Consider the following 19,365-nt stretch of genomic DNA (forward strand, 5'->3'; position numbering starts at 1 on the left):
ATGGCCATTATGTAGATTAATGAAAGTCTTGATATCAATTCTTTCATTCCTGCAAGTACGCTTTTGACAAGCAAGAGCCATAGATAAATTGATTCAACTTTGTACAAATGATTGCTTCTAGGATAGAGCTTAGAGAAATATTTTTTATTTTTATTAAGATATTTTATAGATTATTCACCATGTTATTTTCTATATTAAAATAACAATGAATTTTAAAAGTTCATTTATTTTCTAAATACTATAATCATCTTCACCTGACAGTTGTTTATAGATTATACTATTATAAAATATTAGTAAGACATTTTTTGGATTATTCTTTGGACGCGTTATATGGAATTACGACATCTGAGATACTTCATTACTGTGGCTGAAGAACTAAACTTTAGCAAAGCAGCACTGAGACTTTATACGGCACAACCCTCACTCAGCCAACAGATCAAAGATCTTGAAGAAGATGTCGGTGTTCGACTGTTAAATCGGACAAAGCGTAAAGTTGAACTTACCGAAGAAGGCGCTGTTTTCCTTGAACAAGCACGCTTAACCTTAGCGCAAGCCGATAAGGCTGTTGCGATGGCCAGACAAGTTTCCAAAGCCAAACAGCAATTGTTAAGGATTGGGTTTGTGCCCGTTGCTGAAATGAAAATTTTCCCTTATGTATTGCCTAATTTAAGGGTACAAAATCCTGATCTCAAAATTGAGTTATTTAACTTAAATAACCTTGAACAAATACGTGCAATGAAAAAGGGTGAGCTAGATATCAGCTTTAGCAGACACAATTTTCATAATGAAGAATTTGAAAGTAAATTTGTGCTGCGTGAGCCGTTAATTGTTCTTTTACCCAAAGACCATCCTTTAGCAAAGCATGAACGTATCCCTGTTAAAGCATTAAATGCTATCGACTTTATTATCCCTGCCGAAGAACAATCCAGCACCTTACATAACACCATTTTAGAATTTGCCAAACACAATAATATTGAATTGAATATCGTCCAAAAAGCTGACAATATTTTACTGAATATCAACTCAGTTGGAGCGGGCTTAGGCTGTACAATTTTGCCGAGTTATATTGCGCCATTGACCACCAGTAACACCGTCATTCGACCTTTAGATATTGAACTGCCCTATCTAGACTTGTATGTGAGTTATCGAAAAAGTGCTGGCTCGGTTGCTATACAAAAGTTCATCGAATTATTAACCAAAGTATTTTATTTGGATATCAATCGCTTAGAGCAAGAATAAGAGCACTGCTCCAAAATTAACACATCATTGTTTTTTAAATAGGACGGCTTAAACACATAAAACTTATGTCCATTTTTTTTACGCAAATACATCTCAATTTTTAACTTAGGCGGTGTCCATCATGATAGGACGTGCATTTCATCAATTTCGATCAGGTATACAGTCTCGCCCATACTTCTTTATTAGTTTTCTACTCACTGCAGTTGTATATATGGGGATGTCTTTTGGTACAGATTGGCAGTGGTCAACCAATTTGTTATTCAGTTGGAATATTGCCATTTTGATTTATCTCATCCTAACGATGAAAATGCTCTGGGCAACCAATCAAGCGCATATTTTAAAGCGTGCTCAACAGCAGGATGCTAGCAAATGGATCATTTTGCTGTTGGTTGTGCTCTCACTCATCATGTGCTTTATTGCCATTATTATTGAACTGGCACATTTGCCCGATGTGACTGGAATTAAAGCAGGACATATCGCTTTAGCGATTTTTACCATTATTTTTGCATGGTTATTTATGCATACCATTTTTGCTATTCATTACGCACATGACTTTTATTTGGCCGTAGAGAATCGACAGGATGGAGGATTGGACTTTCCGAAAACCCCTAAGCCAACCTATCCTGAATTTTTATATTTTAGTTATGTCATTGGTACTTCTGCACAAACTGCAGATGTATCTATCACTTCTCGCTCAATGCGAGTTTTAAATATTCTACATATCCTTTTGGCATATGGATTTAACACGACGATTTTGGCGATCTGTATTAATGTTGCTGCAGGTTTTATTTAACAGAAGTAAAAAATAGTGGGATTAACACCAAAATCCAATCTCCAAAGTTTTTTATAATTTTCTGCGCTTGAATATGACTAAAAACCTCAATACAAACCCAGTATGAGATCATGCTAAGTTTGCATCGTCTTGATGATTTAGTCGCTAAAAAGCACTTGATTATTTCTTAAGTTTTTTCTGCTTTTGATTGAATTAAGATACTTTTCAATTGCAGGATGGCTTTCAATCTCTGCCATCTTCAATTGCCAAAATAGCATGGAGCCAACAAACACATCGGCTACCGTAAATTGCTCACCACATAGATAAGGTTGAGCCTGCTCCAAGCCCTGAATTAAAGCCGTATAGCTGTCCTGAAAGTTTCCATAGCCAATATGCATTTTTTGTTCATCGGTAACCTCAACCTTTAATGCGCGATCCGTTGTGGCTGCATCCCACGGTCCAGCAGCAAAGAATAACCAACGGAAATACAAACCACGTTTTGGATCATCCAGCGCTGGTGCAAGCCCTTGATCAAAAAACTTATCTGCCAAATAGGCGCAAATTGCAGGCATTTCATAAATCACCACATCGCCATCGACTAAGGTGGGTACTTTGCCAAATGGGTTAATGTTTAGATAAGATTCCGACTTCATTTCAGTGTGATAAGCCAACTCAATTTTTTCAAATTCAGCCCCCAGCTCAATCAGTAGCCATTCAATAACAAGACCTCTAGACTGCGCGTTGCTATATAGTTTTAAGCCCATTTTTCCATTCCTTTATAGTGGTGTATTGAATATAAAGGGCGGCTGTGTCAGTTTTTGTCAGGAGCTTTTTAGCATGGATTTTTTTTGCAGCTCTTTTTGCCACCATGCCTGAAAAAGATGGCGCTTAAACTCTGGGTAAATGATTTCAGTCACATTTAATTTTTGTATACGATCTAAACGAAAATTTCGAAAATCTTCACGTAATTCACACCATGCAGCCAACAGCATTTTGTCATTGAAATATCCTAAAACAAAAGGCCAAAGCATACGGGTAGAAATATTTTGTTTTTCATCTAAATAATGCACTTCGATCTTGACCTGATATCGAATAGCTAGACGTACTTGTTCGACAATTTTTTCGTCAACCACAAGCCAATGGTTGATAGACCGAAGCATGGTTTCATCAATCAGCTCTTGTTTATTCTTGGGCAATACTGCATTAAGTTTGGCCAAAACTGAATGTGCAGCATTTTTCAATGCTGGATCTGGCACTGACCTTAACCAATGCAATGCCAAGAACACTGCTTCGACTTCTGTTTCATCCAAACTCATCGGAGGCAGTAAAAAGTTTTCTTTCAGCTGAAATCCTAAGCCCGCACTGCCCTCAATATTAACACCTTGGTCACGTAAACTTTCAATATCCCGATAAACACTTCGGACACTAATCTCCAAATGTTCTGCTAAGCATTGCGCGGTAATGGGATAACGCTGTTCACGTAAAAGTTGTAATAAAGTGAGTAATCGAATAGAGCGGCTCATGGTCAATTTTTTTATTATAACTCGTTGGTTTTATCTAAGTTTACGCTGAGAGCAATCTGCAAACAGCGTAAAAGCAACTAAGCAACTTCAGGTGCCTTAAGCTGTTGAGCTAAAAACTGATGTAAATGATCGACGTTATCCGCGATCGTCAGCGGATTAAAACGCTGTAATACATCAATCGCATGTACCCCATAACTCACCCCAACACGTGGCATAGCAATATTCTGTGCCATTTCTAAGTCATAAGATGTATCACCCACCATAATGGCTTGCTCCGCCTGAATTCCAGTATAATCTAAAATTTCAGCCAACATCAATGGATCGGGTTTGGATTTGGTTTCGCTGGCCGCACGGGTGATCTCAAATAAATTCTGACTCTGGGTCTGAGCCAAAACACGATCTAAACCACGACGGCTTTTTCCTGTTGCGACTGCCAATTTGATATTTTGATTTTTTAAATCATGCAACATTTCAGAAACGCCAGCGAACCACAAATCATCTTTGGAATGCTCAACATAATGATCACCATAGCATTTTAAAATTTCAGTATGTAACTCTGGAACTTGAGGAAATAACACTTGAGCAACTTCAGGCAACCCCAAACCAATAATACTTTTCGCAGCATCAGCTGTTAACGGCTGCTCAAATTCTTTTGCAGCCACCAACAAACTCGCCACAATTTGCCCAACTGAATCAAATAAAGTGCCATCCCAATCAAAAATGATAAGCTTTACAGGTTTTTGCATGAATTATTTCCAATATTTGCTCAGTGTACGCATGACTCATTTTTAAATCTTATACGCTTTACATGACAAGCTAACGCATTTTTAAATACAAAGGGAACTTTTCATATAACAAGTTCCCTTTATGTAAAAGATAAACTGAGCAGCAAGATAGAATCAATCTTTCTTTTGTGCTCTTAATTGTGCAACCAAGCTTTGCATATCTTCCGGTAAAGGCGCTTCAATCACAGGATAACCTGGAATTTCTAATCGCATCGCATGTAAGCTTAATCTCCGAGCTTTTGGTCCACGATATTCTGTTTCATGACCGTACTTATCGTCACCCACCAAAGGATGACCAATACTTAAGCCATGCACACGAATTTGATGGGTACGACCCGACAATGGAGAAGCATAGACCAATGTTGCGTGCATAAAGCGCTCTGCCACTTTCCATTGTGTCTTAGATTCTTTACCTTCATCTGAAACACGTACACGACGTTCACCATTGGACAATTCATAGCGCAATAAAGGTTGATTAATCAACTGTTGGTCTAAGCTCACTTGACCTTTGACAATTGCAGCATAGGTTTTTTTAATTTTATGCTCACGCAACAAGTCTTGTAGCGTTTTCAAGGTGCTACGTTTTTTACTCACCATCACCAGACCTGAGGTATCACGGTCAATACGATGAATCAATTCCAAATATTTTTTACCTGTCGCCGCACGTAAGCCTTCAATTAAGCCGTATGCCACACCGCTTCCGCCATGTACTGCAATTCCAGAAGGTTTATTGATCACCAATAAACCTTCATCCTCATACACCACACGGCTAAGCAAGCTTTGAGCAACTTTATCGGATACAGGTACATCAGTTTCATCTTTTTGCTCAAAGCGAATAGGTGCAACACGGATTTGATCGCCAATTGCCAGCTTAGTTTCTGCTTTTATACGCTTTTTATTGACCCGCACTTGACCTTCACGAATTAAACGATAAATACGGCTTTTCGGCACACCTTTCAGGCGAGTAAATAAGAAATTATCGATGCGCTGGCCTTCTTGATGCTCGTCTACTTCAAACCAAGTTACATTTTGCCATTGTTGCGTAGAATTCATACAGTTAGGTGATCCAATAAAAAACTAAAATTTGATTAAAAACTGATCATTTAGACTATGCTTTTCATACAAAATAAGCATATAGCCCATAGGCAGATGATTCAAGGTTTGCTATAGTCAGCGCACGGATACCACCGTAAGTGAAATTTAGTGCCACCCTTTTTTAAAAATGAAAGCGTGACACATACGATAAAATTCACGACAGATGCGGAAAGGTCCCAAAAGAATATGCCGACGCCGAAGGCTTTATTATATCGGCAAAAAGACAAACTGTTGCGTTTAATTGTACTTAAAGTACAGAAATCAGTTTGTTTAAAAATATATGTCGCCAACCCAGACGTTGGTTTTTAAACATAAACTGATGCACATCAGGCAAGTCGCTGTAGAGTGTTATTCAGGACATAAGTGTTTGAGGCATTGGAACTGCACAATTTGTAAAGGTACGATGATAATTCCGTATCAAGACGCTCTCACAAAAGTTGAGATGCTCTTCGAGCAATGTGATAGTGAAAGACGAATCAAATCAGTCATCCAATGCACCACTTAAGTGCCAGTGAAAACCTCAAAACTTTAATCGTGCAAAGATTAAAGAAGTATTGCAGCATCAATACAGGCATCAAACCCAACCTTGCTCAAAACAAGTGGGTAAATTACTCAAATCATATTGGATGTATCCGTGATTTGGGCATTGATCCAATATTTTAGATGTTCGCTTCACTTAAAAAGATAGCGAGTTGTTGGTGTGAATCACTATTAGGTGTTACACCCATGAAACGTATGTTGATTAATGCAACACATGCCGAAGAAGTTCGCGTTGCACTCATCACTGGTCACCGTCTTTACGATTTCGATTTAGAAAACCGTACACGTGAACAAAAGAAAGCCAATATCTATAAAGGCCATGTCACTCGCGTAGAGCCTTCTCTAGAAGCTGTATTTGTAGAGTATGGAGCAGGTCGTCAAGGTTTCTTGTCGATGCGCGAAATTGCCAATACTTATTACAAGGCAGATCCTCGCCAAACTTCAAATATTCGTGAACTCATCACTGAAGGCACAGAACTTCTCGTTCAAGTTGAAAAAGAAGAGCGTGGCAACAAAGGCGCGGCACTTTCAACCTATATATCTCTTGCTGGTCGCTATTTAGTATTGATGCCGAACAATCCGAAAGGTGGTGGTATTAGCCGTCAAATTTCGGGTTCAGTTCGTGAAGAACTTAAAGAAATGTTGGCGTCATTAAATACCCCACGTGGTATGAGCGTGATTGTTCGTACAGCAGGGATTGGGCGTTCACAAGAAGAACTTCAACTTGACCTTCAACATTTGCTAGATCTTTGGGCTCAAATCCAAGGTACTGCAAACTCTGGTCCATCACCAATGCTTGTTCATCAAGAAGCGGGTGTTGTGACACGTGCTATCCGTGACTATTTACGTGATGATGTTGCAGAAATTTTAATTGACTCAGAGCAAGCCTATAACGAAGCCTATAACTTTGTTAAAGCGGTTATGCCAAATCAATTGGATAAGTTAAAAACCTATACTTTAAATGAACCGTTATTTGCGCATTTTGGTATTGAAAGTCAAATTCAAACAGCTTATGAACGTGAAGTTAAACTTCCTTCAGGCGGTTCAATTGTGATCGACCAAACTGAAGCACTTGTTTCAATTGACATCAACTCAGCGAAATCAACACGTGGGCATGATGTAGAAGAAACTGCACTCAGTACCAATTTAGAGGCAGCGGAAGAAATTGCTCGCCAATTACGTTTACGTGATATTGGTGGTTTGGTTGTGATCGACTTTATCGATATGACCAAAGAACGCAATCAACGTATGGTTGAGGCCAAACTTCGTGAAGCGACGCAAAGTGATCGTGCCCGTATCCAGTTCGGTCAATTATCTCGTTTCGGTTTAATGGAAATGAGCCGTCAACGTTTACGCCCATCTCTTGAAGAAGCTACTGGTTATGTATGCCCTCGCTGTCATGGCACAGGCATGGTGCGTGATTTACGCTCACTTTCTCTTTCAATTATGCGTAAAGTTGAAGAGATAGCATTACGTGAACGTCAAGGTGAGGTTCAAGTTGAAGTGCCTGTTGAAATTGCAGCATTCTTGTTGAATGAAAAGCGTCACAGTCTGGTTTACTTAGAACAAACGTCAAATGTTCGTGTGACTGTATTGCCACATCCACATTTAGAAACTCCACATTACGAAATCTCATATAACCCTGAAGGTTTTGCGCCAACAAGCTATGAGCGTACTGAAGCTACACGTTCAAGCGAAAAAGAATTGGGCTATGAGTCATCTGAGTGGCATTTGGAAGAAGAGCAAACGCAACACAATACTGCACCGGCTCAAGCGCAAAACAATAAGCAAAATAGAAAACAACAACCTGCTCAACCACAAAAAGTTCAACAAACGGTTCAAGCACAAGTTGCTCAACCAGCTTCAAGCCCATGTGCTTGGTTAGAAAATCTGTTTGTCCAAAAGCAAGCGGCAACAGTTGACCAATCACGTTCTGCAAACAATGCAGCTGCGGCAATTGAACAAATGATTAATGGCGGTGCTATAAGCCGTGGTCAATTTGGTCAAGTGAATAATAATGTTGCTCCAACAGCGATTGAAGCTCAGGTTATTCCTGAAACCAATGCTTATCTTTCACATGCACCTGTTCAAAAACAAGAACCGCGTGAATATGAAAAACAGGGCGAGAAAGAAGAAAGAGCGCCGCGTAATAACAACAATAAAAACAAAAATCGTAACAAGCATAAAGAGCCACGTGAACAAAATACTGATCAACATCAAGTGATTGAAGAAGTGGTTCAGGTGCCTCGTCAAGAGCAACGCCAAGAACAGCGTCAGGAACAACGTGATCAACGTCGTCAGCAAAAGCAGCCACGTCAACAGCATGATCAAAATGCTGAAGCAACCCCTGCTGAACAAGCGGTTCCACGTCGTGATCGTAACCATCAGCAACGTCCAAACCGCCCAAATCGTCATCGCGATAGCAGCGTGTTTAATGATGAGCAACAACAAGCGCCAAATAACAATGCGCCAGTAGAGCATAATCAAACTCAAGAGCAACAACCTAAAGTTGAACTCATTGACACACCGAAGCATGCAGCTCTTGAAACAGCTTTAGTGGTCAATCTTGATCAAGCTCAAAGTGAAATTGTGGCATTAAACCCGCAACAAGTTGCTGCGCCAGCAAGCAACAAACCGAAGCGCCATGATCGCAATGAAAAAGCTGAAACTGTTGCTAAAGCACCTCGCACTGTAGACGCTCAACCAACTATTGCGCCTGCTGTAGAAAGTCAGACCGTAACTACTGAAGCAAAAACACCTGCAGCAGAGGTTCGAGTAGAACAGCCTGTGCAACGTGCCAGCAATGACCCGCGTCAAAAACGCCGTCAACAACGTGATGCTGCTCAAGCAAAAGCAACAACCCCTAAAATCGCACCTTCTCAAGTACCGACATTAAATCAGTACACAGTGGGAACTTTGATTCGTCATGTTTATGGTGATGACTGTGCGGTATTGATTGAACAGTTTGGATTAATTCCAACATTCAATCGTGCATTGGTTAAGTTTACTGAAGAATATTCAGCGACCTTAACTGTGGAAGAAAAGACCGATGTACAAACCAAGCAGCCTGTAACACGTGATGTTGCTATCTCTAAAGCAGCGCCAGAAGCACAACCTGCTGATGTCTTAGACTTAACGCCACCAAAGCCTGAGAATGATCGCCGTGTAGCGAATGATCCTCGTGAACGTCGTCGTTTAGCAAAACAAGCAGCTGTACAAGCAAAGCAAGAGCATCAAGCTGAACTTGAGCAACAACCAGAAGAAGTGGAAACTGAGACTCAAGCAAGCCCAGTTGAAGCAGCACCTGTGGTTACTCAAAAAGAAGAAGTGCAAGCTGAAACACCCGTAGAAACTACAGTTGAAACAGCGCCTGCGGAAGTTGAAGTGGTCAAAGAAGCCCCAGCTAAGCCAGTTGAAAAAGCAATTGTTGCAACTGAAAAGGCGAAAAAGCCACAACAATCACTTGCTTTAGATACGACTGCTGAAGTTGGCATAGATGAAGATGCCCAAAAGGCAGACAATGTGGCAACAGATGAAAAACCGGCCCGTCCTCGTCGCCCTCGTGGCCGTCCGCCAAAAAAAGCGACACCACCAGCGGATGAGTAATGTGTAAAAATTTGCTTAAAATGTAGCGATTAAAGAGAACCTAGTCATTTCGATGGCTAGGTTTTTTTGCTATTTTGAAGAGATTATCAGGACATTTGTCAGATTAGGTTGATTGCACTAGTCTTATACGATTAAAAAGACAAATGTAATGTGAGTCGATGATACTCTAAAAATTGTATTGGATTACGAAAAATAAATAGGATTGATATGAGTCAAACAACACAGGCCGATCTCATCGGATTTACTGATGTCGCAGAGCGCTTACCACAGCTCATCAATAAGCTTCCCAATATCCTGACTGGACTTAAACAAGCTTATATCAGAACACCCAATACGCCTGCTGGGCTAGGTCTTGCTTTTGAACGTGCTGTAAAACGCAATCCTTATGGTGATGCGTTATTATTTGAAGATCAACGCTATAGTTATAAAGAGCTGAATAACTGGGCCAATCAAATTGCACACTTTTATCTTTCTATTGGCATAAAAAAAGGCGATGCGATCACGGTGATGATCGAAAATCGTCCTGAACTGATTGCGACCGTGATTGCACTGGCAAAAATTGGCGTAACAACAGCTTTAGTCAATACCTCACAAACAGGTAAAGTGTTGACACATAGTATCAACTTGGTCAATCCTGTTGCGGTGATCGTCGGTGAAGAATGCCGTGCTGCGGTAGATGAGATTCGTCAAGACTTAAACATTGCTCTAGACCGTCTACATTGGTTTGCAGATCAAAATACAATGCAAGAACCAGGTACAGCACCTCAAGGCTTTATCAATCTCGCTGAAAAAATTCAACAATTTCCAAAATTCAATCCTTCGACTACACAAAGTGTCAAAGGGAAAGATGGCTTGTTTTATATCTATACCTCTGGCACAACCGGTTTACCTAAAGCTGTGGTATTTACCAACAGTCGTTGGACATTGGCCTACGGAACATATGGTCATGTCTTAAACTTAGGTGAAGATGACGTGATGTACTGCACTTTACCGCTTTACCATGCAACAGGTATGGTAGTGTGCTGGTGTGGTGCAATTGCAGGCGGTTCAGCTTTGGCAATCCGTCGTAAATTCTCTACCTCTGCATTCTGGTCTGATGTCAAAAAGTTTAATGCGTCGGCAATTGGTTATGTCGGTGAACTTTGCCGCTACCTCATGGATGCACCTGCTTCAGAACTTGATCATACGCACCGTGTCACTAAAATGATCGGTAATGGTATGCGTCCAAATATTTGGGGCAAATTTAAAGAACGCTTTGGTATCGAAGAAATTTTAGAACTTTATGCCTCTAGTGAAGGAAATGTAGGCTTCAGTAATGTTTTTAATTTTAACAATACTGTTGGCTTCTCACCTACACCTTATGCCATCGTCCAGTTTGATAAAGAAAAAAATGAAGCCATTCGCGACAGTCATGGTATATGTCAAAAAGTCAAAAAAGGTGAAGTAGGCTTATTGATTGGTAAAATCACCAAGCGTTCCCCTTTTGATGGCTATACAGATCCTGAAAAGAACAAGTCAGTGATCATGAAAGATGTCTTTAAAAAGGGCGATTCTTACTTTATTACTGGTGACTTGGTTCGTGATATTGGTTTCCGACACGCTCAATTTGTCGATCGCCTTGGTGATACTTTCCGCTGGAAAGGTGAAAATGTTTCGACCACTGAAGTTGAAAATATTTGTAGTGAATACCCTAAAATTACAGAAGCTGTAGTTTACGGCGTTGAAATTCCAAATACCAATGGTCGAGCAGGTATGGCTGCCATTACTTTACATGATGGGGAAGAATTGACTGAACAGGATTTAAGCCAGCTTGCAGCCGAGTTTAAAAAGAACTTGCCAGCCTATGCAGTTCCAGTATTTTTACGTATCCAACAAATTGTAGAAACGACGGGTACATTTAAATATCAGAAAAATAAATTAAAGGAACAATCCTTTAATCCTGAAAAAACCTCTGATCGTATATTGGTATTACTGCCAAGTGCCAATGCCTATTGCGATGTCACTCCAGAGGTTTTTGCCAATATTGAAGCTTATAAATACCGTTTCTAAACTAAAAGCCCTGATTTCAGGGCTTTTTTAGTTCATTTTGTGTTATTTATAACCGAACGTTGCAAACTTTCTTAATTTTTACTTGCGCTCTATCAATATCTTGCTAAAATACGCTCCATCAAAACAAAGTGGTGTTTAAAAACTTTTTAGTTTTCTTGCACTACATATTCAAGCCTAGCTTGGATGAAGGTTCAGGGTCGTTAGCTCAGCTGGTAGAGCAGCGGACTTTTAATCCGTTGGTCCCGCGTTCGAATCGCGGACGACCCACCACTTAATTGTTTTGACCTGTAAATGGATAGCGATAGAAAATTTTCAATTTTCACAAATATCGAGTAAAGCACTGCTTTACACGTCCTCACTCAGGGTCGTTAGCTCAGCTGGTAGAGCAGCGGACTTTTAATCCGTTGGTCCCGCGTTCGAATCGCGGACGACCCACCATCTTTATGTTTTAACCTGTAAATAGATACCGATAGAAAATTCTCGATTTTCACTAATGTCGGGTAAAGCATCGCGCTTTACACATCTCCCTCAGGGTCGTTAGCTCAGCTGGTAGAGCAGCGGACTTTTAATCCGTTGGTCCCGCGTTCGAATCGCGGACGACCCACCATTCTTTCTTAGGGCTTCTTTCTGTACGGTTAAAGTACTACAATAGAAACGAAACCTGCAAATATTCCGACCAAAACCAAACATCTGCATTAGATGCTTCGCCACCCTCGAAAATTTTGCTTCATCATTTGTTCTCGTTTAACTATGGCTTAGACACGTTCAGGGTTGTTAGCTCAGTTGGTAGAGCAGTAGACTCTTAATCTATTGGTCGTGGGTTCGAACCCCACACAACCCACCAGATTTTTAACAAACTTATCCTCATTAAAATAAGTCCACTTAAATTTTTTACAACAGCACGATGTCATCAAATTTATTGTTTTATCATTCAATCAATACTAAAAATTAATACTCAAAAATATAAACTTAAATTTGAGTCAACTGATTCAACTATAAATAGCCAAACCTACAATCGTAATCAAATGACACAACCCAACCAGATCGTAAATCAATCACGTATATTAGCGTGACACCGATTTTCAAGAATTGCCTGAATCTTACTATTTTCCATAGATGTTATGGACATAAGGAATCTATCCCATAAATAAAAAAGTTATAACCAATCTGAGAATTGGGTTAAATTTTATATTCAGTATCAGGCCCTAAGTTTTTTTAAATTAGGGCTAAAAGAGACTGAATAGTGTAGTAGTTACTCCATCGCAAAGAAATCAAAATTATTTATGAAATCACCTTAAAATTTCAAATCAAGAACATCTAATATTTTGAAAAAATTAAGGCCAGAATAACCATGAACAAATTAAAGAAAAAGTATCCCAAGCCTGTATTTGTTCAATATTCAATATCGATATATACATCTGCTTGAATATCACTTGAATTGAGTAAAACAATGGGTTAAAAACCAATCAACAATCTGTAGTTGAAAAATGACGTTTAAATAAAAAGAATTTTTACGAAAAGTAAATCAATATGATTAAACCAATAATTTTATCGGTAATACTGACAACAATGGTAACCCATTCTGCTGTGTCCACAGAAATGGAACATGCAGCGGGTCTTAGCTTAAGTGGTTATGCCGCACTCGCAACAGACTACGTTTCCGTGGTCTAACCAATCTAATGATCCTACGCTACAAGGAAGCTTTGTACTGTCACATGACTCGGATTTTTACGGTGGAATCATTACTGCCGATACGGACTTCGGTGATTCAGCATCACTACATTTTGAATTTACCTCATATATTGACTATAACACGGCATTAAATTGATCTAAACAAATTAAACCTCTACTAGATTTGAGCTATAACCCATTTAACTACCTAGGTTGGTCAGATTGAGCATGGCATGAGTTTTCAGCACGTTTAACATTTGATAACGTATTTTGGGGTAAAGATAGTCTCTTAACCCATATTAATTATAGTAATGACTAAATTGAATTTATAGGTCATGCATAGAACTTAACCTTAGGCTATTCAGTACCATTGGCTGAAACAGGTTTTGGTCTGACTTCAAGTATTGGTTATTCTATCATTCTAGATAAAGGCTCATTGTTTGATCTTATTTTTGATTGTTTAGCTTTTCAATTATCAATTATTTAACTACTAATATTTTAATTATCAAATTTCTTTAACACATAGGCTTTTGTTGGTGCGGTATGGTGTTGACTAAAATAGAGCCGATTTTCTTCAGTTCCATTAATAATTTTATCAATATCCATCACCAAATCATTTTGTTCATCCACTTTATAATAGAACTGGATCCCTTCAATTCGGTTAATCACGATTTCATGATTTAGCTCATCATAGATCCAAGTATTTTTTTGATAAGCACGATTCGATTTTATATCATTATTTTCGTATGTTATTTTCCCCATATAAACAAAGGTGCGATGTGCAGTGCCGTCTGGAAGTAAGTTAATAATAAACTCTGCACTGCCTTTATCACATTTGGCGAATGGATCTTCACAGCTCATTTGTACATGATAACGCCCCACAAATGCCTCAGCTTTTGTAGGAAGTTCCCCACTTTGCTGATCTTGACTCTGCATATCTACTACAGCAGGTAGAGTTGCTTGACCCGCAAGGTCTGTTAGTTTTTTTCCTTCGCTTGAATGAGCATGTTGCGGTGTTTCTTGTAACGCAAGCTCACTCGATGAATTTTGTGTGTCAGATGTACCTTGTTGTTTATCATTTGATTTTGAGGAATCACAAGCACTCAGTACTGTACAAATACTGATACCTAGAATTCGAAAAAAATTTACTTTATGAAAAGTTAAATACATAAATCCAAATAACCCAATTGCACAGCACCAGCAACATCAAATATTAACCTACGTATATATTATTGTGTTACACCAGTTCTCGAAATCTTAATGATGTATTTTTTACAAAAGTATAAAAAACGTATTTGTCTCAACCACCCACTACAGAGGTTTGGACACTTTTTACATTATTTTTAATGATTTAAGTGGCCCTGTTACACAGTCTTAACAATTTTAATCGGTGATTCACTTGAAGAATCAAACAGAAACGCCACTATTTAATAATATAAATTCATTTTTAAATTTTTAATCATGAATGATGATGAATTATTTTAAGGAGATTTAAATGGCCAATTCTGGTTTATATCGTTCAAGCCGTCACAATATGATCGCCGGTGTAATGGGCGGTATTGCTGAACGTTTTGGTTGGAATGTAACATTGCTGCGAATTATTTTCGTGATCGTTTCATGTTTGAGCGCAGCTTTTCCAGGTATTCTGGTGTATTTGGTGCTTTGGTTAATTATGCCCAAACAAAAATTGCAGCTAAATGAACCGCAAAGCTATGAGCGCCCTGTACGAACTATTTATGAAGAGAAGACCCATTAATTGAATTTGATTTAAAGGTATTACCCTTTTCAGCTACAACAGTTCCCCCAAACTGCTGTAGCTTTTTTTATATCGCATCTTTTTATAGTATCATTGTGCATTATTTAGTTGTTGCTGCAATGCTGCGATCATATCTGCGCGACTAATGATCCCGACCATTTTTTGATGATCAACTACAGGGATATAATTAAAAGAGCGTTCAACGAAATAAGGCACCAAGTCTTGAATTGGTTGCATCGGCTGTACAGTGACCACTTGTCGATTCATAATTTGTTTGACCAAATTTTCCCAAGGGGCACGAGCATCAGCAGCGCGTTTAAACCATTCTACAATTTCATACAATGCCAATGTACCAACCAACTCCCGATCAGTATTGATCACTGGCAAACTCATCAAATTCACACGTTTAAACTTATCTAAAGCTTGATGAATATCATCTTGCTCATCTAGGCTCATGACATCTTTGCTCATAATATCTTGGCAAAGGTATTGATGTACTGCCCTTGCATTGGCCTTTTCTTGTGCTTCTAAAATGATTTTTTGTAAGTCATACTCACTAATATCTAAAAGCTGTGTCTGTTGTTCTAAAACATCTTGAATATCTTGCGGTTGAATGGTGACTTTCTGTGTCGGCGTTGGATCCTTAGAACGTGTATTGAGCTGTGCAACTTGTGGATATTGCTTTCCCAACATACGATTAAAAATGATCGCAATCACCAGCAGCAAGACTGAATTGAGTAATACTGGGTAAAAGATAAATTGATAACCCAACTGATGAATAGAAGCGCCACCCAACACGGCAGTAATCGCCACCGCACCACTTGGCGGATGCAATGAATCTGTACTCATCATCAAGAAGATCGACAATGCAACAGCAACACTAAATGCCTCGGTTGGATTGGAAATAAAGATGGTACAAGTCACGCCGACTAAACCTGCGATGGTATTCCCCACCACCATATTCCAGGGTTGTGATAAAGGGCTTGCGGGTACAGCAAAGAGCAATACCGAGGACGCGCCCATCGGTGCGATATACCATGCATTAAATCCACCGAGTACATACCAACTGACCAATGATGACACTGCTAATCCAAGCAGTGCACCAACACCACAGACTAAACGATCTTTTAGCGGTAAAACTTTAAAATTGGGTTTTAAGGTATTTAACCATTCAAGTTGCGTATGAAACACGACAGTCCTGCGCTTTAACACGTTTTAAAGTGTGAATTATACGATGTTGTGATTATAAGATATATTTATTATCTATCTTAAATGGATAAATTTTCCAAGGATATTTCTCATCCACTGATTTTTCACTGAGCATATTCAGTCAATTGATCAAGTCTTTTCCCATATTCTTGCATTGGACAAAACTCATACATGGGTGAACCAATATAGCTTCCAGCATTTTGGCACTCCTGATCAACATAAGCTTTCCATAAGCGTTGTGATTTCATGATATCGTTATAACGTTCTTGCTGATGGTCTATCTGGCTCTGTTTTTTGATCTGATCGAGAACTTTGACAATTTCCTTTTCATAATATGCCCTACTCTGATTACTACACGATTCAACCACAGCATTGTTGATGTTTCCTAAAGCCAGTTTTTCGATAGTTTGTTCAACACATTGGTTATATACATCGGGTGAAGCAACACTCTGTTCTGCATAAGCCGATATTGAACAAATAGTTGTAGATAAAATCATCATGATTATGCATGCTTTTATCATATTTATTCCTTTATTTTTTTGATCATGACTCAATATAGCAATAAATCGATTTTAAAGGCTTTGTTTTTAGCACCCAGTCTGAGCTTAATCCTATTGGTCGCGTTTTTCCTTTTTATGAATCATCAATATGATATACAGTCTCTACTCACAATATTTGGTATTAGCTTAATCGTTTATCTGATTTATTGCGTTATAGTCATTCCAGTTGCTTATGTCATTTCACTTTGGCTTGCACATCAGTATTGGCTTAATTTTTTCAGTATTTTCGTCGGTTCACTATTGATGTGGTTAATTGTCAACATCATTGGCTATCTTGTTTTTACTGGATCATTGCCTACACCACTATGGAAACTATTGAGCGATTGGTTTTTTTATGCAATTTCTGTATTTGCAGGGTGCTGTTATTGGGGTTTATTAAAAGTATTTTCCAGACCATCATTCACGACTCACGATAATGTAGATAGAACTGATTACTAAAAATCTCCTCTGGATCATATTTTTTCTTCAAACTAAAAAAAGCATCCGTTTGCGGATAGGCTAAACGCATCTTGTCGCGACTCACATGTAAGCGATAAGGCAAATAAAATGTGCCTTGATTTTTAAGTGTAATATCAACCAATTGCTGAGTCAGTTGTTGCATATCCTGCTCTTGTTGTGCAGTCTTCTTTTGATTAAACAGAAACACCAAGCCAAAAACATCCTCTCGGGCATAATTCATAAATGCATCATGATCATGTTCAACTTCACGAATCGTGATATTGAGTAGATCCACTTTTTTAGTTTTTAAAACGGGCTTGAGATCTTGAATAAACTGAGCCAAGTGCTGCTTTGGAATAAAATATTCATGCAATAGATCGGTTGAATGGATATCTTTATTTTCAATCAAGGCGGCATCTTCACTGAGAATTTCATTACGACTAAATGTCGCATAAGGCGATACTGAATTCAGACTACTTTCTAGATCCCAACGTAGCCGTTTGCCGTATTCACTATCAACAGAACCACGAAACACAATTCGCTTGGTTTCAGCATTTTTACTTTGTTGTTGTGATAATGCCAAAGGTTTTTTATCAATTTTTTCAAAATAGTTTAAGGTTGCCTGCTGTAAAAAATGTTTATCTGAAATACGTAAACGACCATAAGCAAATTGTACATTTGGATTATTACTGACAATCTTTTGGTACGCCTTTACATAGTCTTCAGGTAAAACTGAAATTGATTGAAATGTTAAAGCAACATTATCAATAACTTTTAATTTTACATCGAGAATAATGCCAAATAATCCATAGCCACCAATTACCAATTTAAATAGTTCAGGATGTTCTGTACGACTACATTTTACAATATCTCCCTCTGCATTCATCAAGGTAAATGATTCAACACTGGATGAAATCGGGGGTGAATTCTTTTGCCATCCATGCCCATTGACACTGATCGAACCGCCAATCGAGAAATTACTAAAAGATTGCATCACTGCGATTGATTTGCCATAGCGGTCTAGATACCGAAGGGCCTCTTCCCATGTTGCACCCGAGCCAATCGTGAGAATATTAGTTTTCTCATCAAAGCTCATATGTTTATAGGGCAACATATTCAGTGCTATACCATCAGGGTAAATCGTATGCCCGCCCATACTGTGCTTAGCCCCTGCAATCGAGACTTTTAGATGATGTTCAGCTGCATATTTAAGCAAAGTTTTAAGCTGTCGTTGAATCACTTCGGGTGTACTTTCAACATCCACAATTTTATGCACTTTTGTCAAATTAAGATGACTGGCATCATCCCGATAGCCTGTAGGAATATGCTCAATTCCTTGTTGCTCATTGATTTTTGTTTTAAAAAGGTGAATTGCAGGAATAGAAATAACTGCCAATACAATAAGGAGAAGGCTTAGCCAAAGTTTGTTTTTCTGTACTTTTTGCATAATCAATGATTTAAAAATGTTTTAAATTTATTCAATAATTTATAAGCTATAAATATTAAAAAAGCAAAATACCGATAAAGTTTGTCAGCGATTAAAATCATCATTTATAATGACTTCCAGCATAAAAACAATATCTTAAAATAAGGAAAATATATGGCTTATATTAAGGTGGACATCGAAGCAGATGGTCCAATTCCCGGTGATTACTCAATGATTGCGCTAGGTGCAGTGTTGGTCGAAGATCACTTACATCAACAATTCTACGGTTTACTTAAACCAATTTCCGAGAATTATATTCCTCAAGCTCTCGCAGTTTCAGGCTTTAGTCGTGAAGATACCCTAAGCTTTAACAATCCTGAGCATGTTATGAAAGACTTTGCCAAGTGGGTGAGCAAAGTCAGTAAAGATCGCCCTATTTTTATTAGCGATAATAATGGTTTTGACTGGATGTTTGTCTGTTGGTACTTTCATCATTTTACTGGCAGTAATCCGTTTGGATTTAGTTCACAAAATTTAGGCTGTTTGTATAAAGGACTGGTCAAAGATAGCTTTCAAAGTTTTAAGCATTTACGCAAAACAGCACATACCCATAACCCTGTTGACGATGCCAAAGGCAATGCTGAGGCTTTATTGGCATTGAAAAAGGATTATGGATTGAACATTAAGTTTTAGATA

15 protein-coding genes and 4 tRNA genes are annotated in these 19,365 nt (G+C 38.6%); 11 read left to right on the forward strand and 8 right to left on the reverse strand.

Features of this window, described 5'->3' with window-relative positions:
• The first annotated feature begins 330 nt into the window (after positions 1–330).
• Positions 331–1,239, forward strand: coding sequence for a DNA-binding transcriptional regulator HcaR (hcaR, locus tag AC4CVF_RS16630; RefSeq protein ID WP_336952220.1), 909 nt, complete (start codon positions 331–333; stop codon positions 1,237–1,239).
• A gap of 121 nt (positions 1,240–1,360) precedes the next feature.
• Complete coding sequence (locus AC4CVF_RS16635) at positions 1,361–2,032, forward strand: DUF1345 domain-containing protein (protein WP_336952221.1); 672 nt, start codon at positions 1,361–1,363, stop codon at positions 2,030–2,032.
• Between the two features lie 137 nt (positions 2,033–2,169).
• Here the strand turns inward: AC4CVF_RS16635 and AC4CVF_RS16640 are convergent, their stop codons facing one another.
• The 4 genes from AC4CVF_RS16640 to AC4CVF_RS16655 form a co-directional block, all read right to left on the reverse strand.
• Positions 2,170–2,775: a glutathione S-transferase family protein gene (locus AC4CVF_RS16640; RefSeq protein ID WP_419358941.1), complete on the reverse strand. Its 606-nt coding sequence runs from the start codon at positions 2,773–2,775 to the stop codon at positions 2,170–2,172.
• A gap of 57 nt (positions 2,776–2,832) precedes the next feature.
• Positions 2,833–3,534, reverse strand: coding sequence for a helix-turn-helix transcriptional regulator (locus AC4CVF_RS16645; protein WP_336952223.1), 702 nt, complete (start codon positions 3,532–3,534; stop codon positions 2,833–2,835).
• A 77-nt stretch (positions 3,535–3,611) separates the two neighbouring features.
• Entirely contained in the window at positions 3,612–4,280 is a 669-nt protein-coding gene (locus AC4CVF_RS16650) for an HAD-IA family hydrolase (protein ID WP_336952224.1), read from the reverse strand.
• A 153-nt stretch (positions 4,281–4,433) separates the two neighbouring features.
• Positions 4,434–5,372, reverse strand: a complete 939-nt coding sequence (locus tag AC4CVF_RS16655) for an RluA family pseudouridine synthase (protein WP_336952225.1) — start codon at positions 5,370–5,372, stop codon at positions 4,434–4,436.
• Between the two features lie 768 nt (positions 5,373–6,140).
• On the opposite strand from AC4CVF_RS16655, the gene AC4CVF_RS16660 reads away from it, so the two are divergent.
• From AC4CVF_RS16660 to AC4CVF_RS16690, 7 genes are all read left to right on the forward strand, one after another.
• Complete coding sequence (locus tag AC4CVF_RS16660) at positions 6,141–9,560, forward strand: Rne/Rng family ribonuclease (protein ID WP_336952226.1); 3,420 nt, start codon at positions 6,141–6,143, stop codon at positions 9,558–9,560.
• 207 nt (positions 9,561–9,767) lie between these two features.
• Positions 9,768–11,609 (forward strand): long-chain-acyl-CoA synthetase, encoded by a 1,842-nt coding sequence (locus AC4CVF_RS16665; RefSeq protein ID WP_336952227.1) that lies wholly within the window; start codon positions 9,768–9,770, stop codon positions 11,607–11,609.
• A gap of 194 nt (positions 11,610–11,803) precedes the next feature.
• Positions 11,804–11,879 (forward strand) — tRNA-Lys (locus AC4CVF_RS16670).
• A gap of 92 nt (positions 11,880–11,971) precedes the next feature.
• A tRNA-Lys gene (locus AC4CVF_RS16675) sits at positions 11,972–12,047 on the forward strand.
• 93 nt (positions 12,048–12,140) lie between these two features.
• Positions 12,141–12,216: transfer RNA gene (locus tag AC4CVF_RS16680), tRNA-Lys, on the forward strand.
• Between the two features lie 161 nt (positions 12,217–12,377).
• Positions 12,378–12,453 (forward strand) — tRNA-Lys (locus tag AC4CVF_RS16685).
• A 789-nt stretch (positions 12,454–13,242) separates the two neighbouring features.
• Complete coding sequence (locus tag AC4CVF_RS16690; RefSeq protein ID WP_490789728.1) at positions 13,243–13,437, forward strand: hypothetical protein; 195 nt, start codon at positions 13,243–13,245, stop codon at positions 13,435–13,437.
• Between the two features lie 341 nt (positions 13,438–13,778).
• Here AC4CVF_RS16690 and AC4CVF_RS16695 read toward each other — a convergent pair whose 3' ends face one another.
• Positions 13,779–14,450, reverse strand: coding sequence for a hypothetical protein (locus AC4CVF_RS16695; RefSeq protein WP_336952229.1), 672 nt, complete (start codon positions 14,448–14,450; stop codon positions 13,779–13,781).
• A gap of 325 nt (positions 14,451–14,775) precedes the next feature.
• On the opposite strand from AC4CVF_RS16695, the gene AC4CVF_RS16700 reads away from it, so the two are divergent.
• Positions 14,776–15,036, forward strand: a complete 261-nt coding sequence (locus AC4CVF_RS16700; RefSeq protein WP_004718168.1) for a PspC domain-containing protein — start codon at positions 14,776–14,778, stop codon at positions 15,034–15,036.
• 90 nt (positions 15,037–15,126) lie between these two features.
• On the opposite strand, the gene AC4CVF_RS16705 is transcribed toward AC4CVF_RS16700, so the two are convergent.
• From AC4CVF_RS16705 to AC4CVF_RS16715, 3 genes are all read right to left on the reverse strand, one after another.
• Complete coding sequence (locus AC4CVF_RS16705) at positions 15,127–16,227, reverse strand: HPP family protein (protein ID WP_336952230.1); 1,101 nt, start codon at positions 16,225–16,227, stop codon at positions 15,127–15,129.
• 122 nt (positions 16,228–16,349) lie between these two features.
• Positions 16,350–16,766, reverse strand: a complete 417-nt coding sequence (locus AC4CVF_RS16710; protein ID WP_419327036.1) for a lysozyme inhibitor LprI family protein — start codon at positions 16,764–16,766, stop codon at positions 16,350–16,352.
• A 439-nt stretch (positions 16,767–17,205) separates the two neighbouring features.
• On the reverse strand, positions 17,206–18,690 hold the full coding sequence (locus tag AC4CVF_RS16715) for an FAD-binding oxidoreductase (RefSeq protein WP_490789729.1): 1,485 nt from the start codon (positions 18,688–18,690) through the stop codon (positions 17,206–17,208).
• Between the two features lie 153 nt (positions 18,691–18,843).
• On the opposite strand from AC4CVF_RS16715, the gene AC4CVF_RS16720 reads away from it, so the two are divergent.
• Positions 18,844–19,362 (forward strand): exonuclease, encoded by a 519-nt coding sequence (locus AC4CVF_RS16720; RefSeq protein WP_336952233.1) that lies wholly within the window; start codon positions 18,844–18,846, stop codon positions 19,360–19,362.
• Positions 19,363–19,365: the final 3 nt, after the last annotated feature.

The sequence above is a fragment of the Acinetobacter sp. LipI_19 genome (assembly GCF_058242925.1).

Bases quoted from the DNA above. Each gene is read 5' to 3' on its own strand.
- AC4CVF_RS16640 (WP_419358941.1), bottom strand. From the start codon at position 2,775: ATGGGCTTAAAACTATATAGCAACGCGCAGTCTAGAGGTCTTGTTATT.
- AC4CVF_RS16665 (WP_336952227.1), top strand. From the start codon at position 9,768: ATGAGTCAAACAACACAGGCCGATCTCATCGGATTTACTGATGTCGCA.
- AC4CVF_RS16720 (WP_336952233.1), top strand. From the start codon at position 18,844: ATGGCTTATATTAAGGTGGACATCGAAGCAGATGGTCCAATTCCCGGT.
- AC4CVF_RS16645 (WP_336952223.1), bottom strand. From the start codon at position 3,534: ATGAGCCGCTCTATTCGATTACTCACTTTATTACAACTTTTACGTGAA.
- hcaR (WP_336952220.1), top strand. From the start codon at position 331: ATGGAATTACGACATCTGAGATACTTCATTACTGTGGCTGAAGAACTA.
- AC4CVF_RS16700 (WP_004718168.1), top strand. From the start codon at position 14,776: ATGGCCAATTCTGGTTTATATCGTTCAAGCCGTCACAATATGATCGCC.
- AC4CVF_RS16635 (WP_336952221.1), top strand. From the start codon at position 1,361: ATGATAGGACGTGCATTTCATCAATTTCGATCAGGTATACAGTCTCGC.
- AC4CVF_RS16690 (WP_490789728.1), top strand. From the start codon at position 13,243: ATGCCGCACTCGCAACAGACTACGTTTCCGTGGTCTAACCAATCTAAT.
- AC4CVF_RS16650 (WP_336952224.1), bottom strand. From the start codon at position 4,280: ATGCAAAAACCTGTAAAGCTTATCATTTTTGATTGGGATGGCACTTTA.
- AC4CVF_RS16715 (WP_490789729.1), bottom strand. From the start codon at position 18,690: ATGCAAAAAGTACAGAAAAACAAACTTTGGCTAAGCCTTCTCCTTATT.
- AC4CVF_RS16660 (WP_336952226.1), top strand. From the start codon at position 6,141: ATGAAACGTATGTTGATTAATGCAACACATGCCGAAGAAGTTCGCGTT.
- AC4CVF_RS16710 (WP_419327036.1), bottom strand. From the start codon at position 16,766: ATGATAAAAGCATGCATAATCATGATGATTTTATCTACAACTATTTGT.
- AC4CVF_RS16695 (WP_336952229.1), bottom strand. From the start codon at position 14,450: ATGTATTTAACTTTTCATAAAGTAAATTTTTTTCGAATTCTAGGTATC.
- AC4CVF_RS16655 (WP_336952225.1), bottom strand. From the start codon at position 5,372: ATGAATTCTACGCAACAATGGCAAAATGTAACTTGGTTTGAAGTAGAC.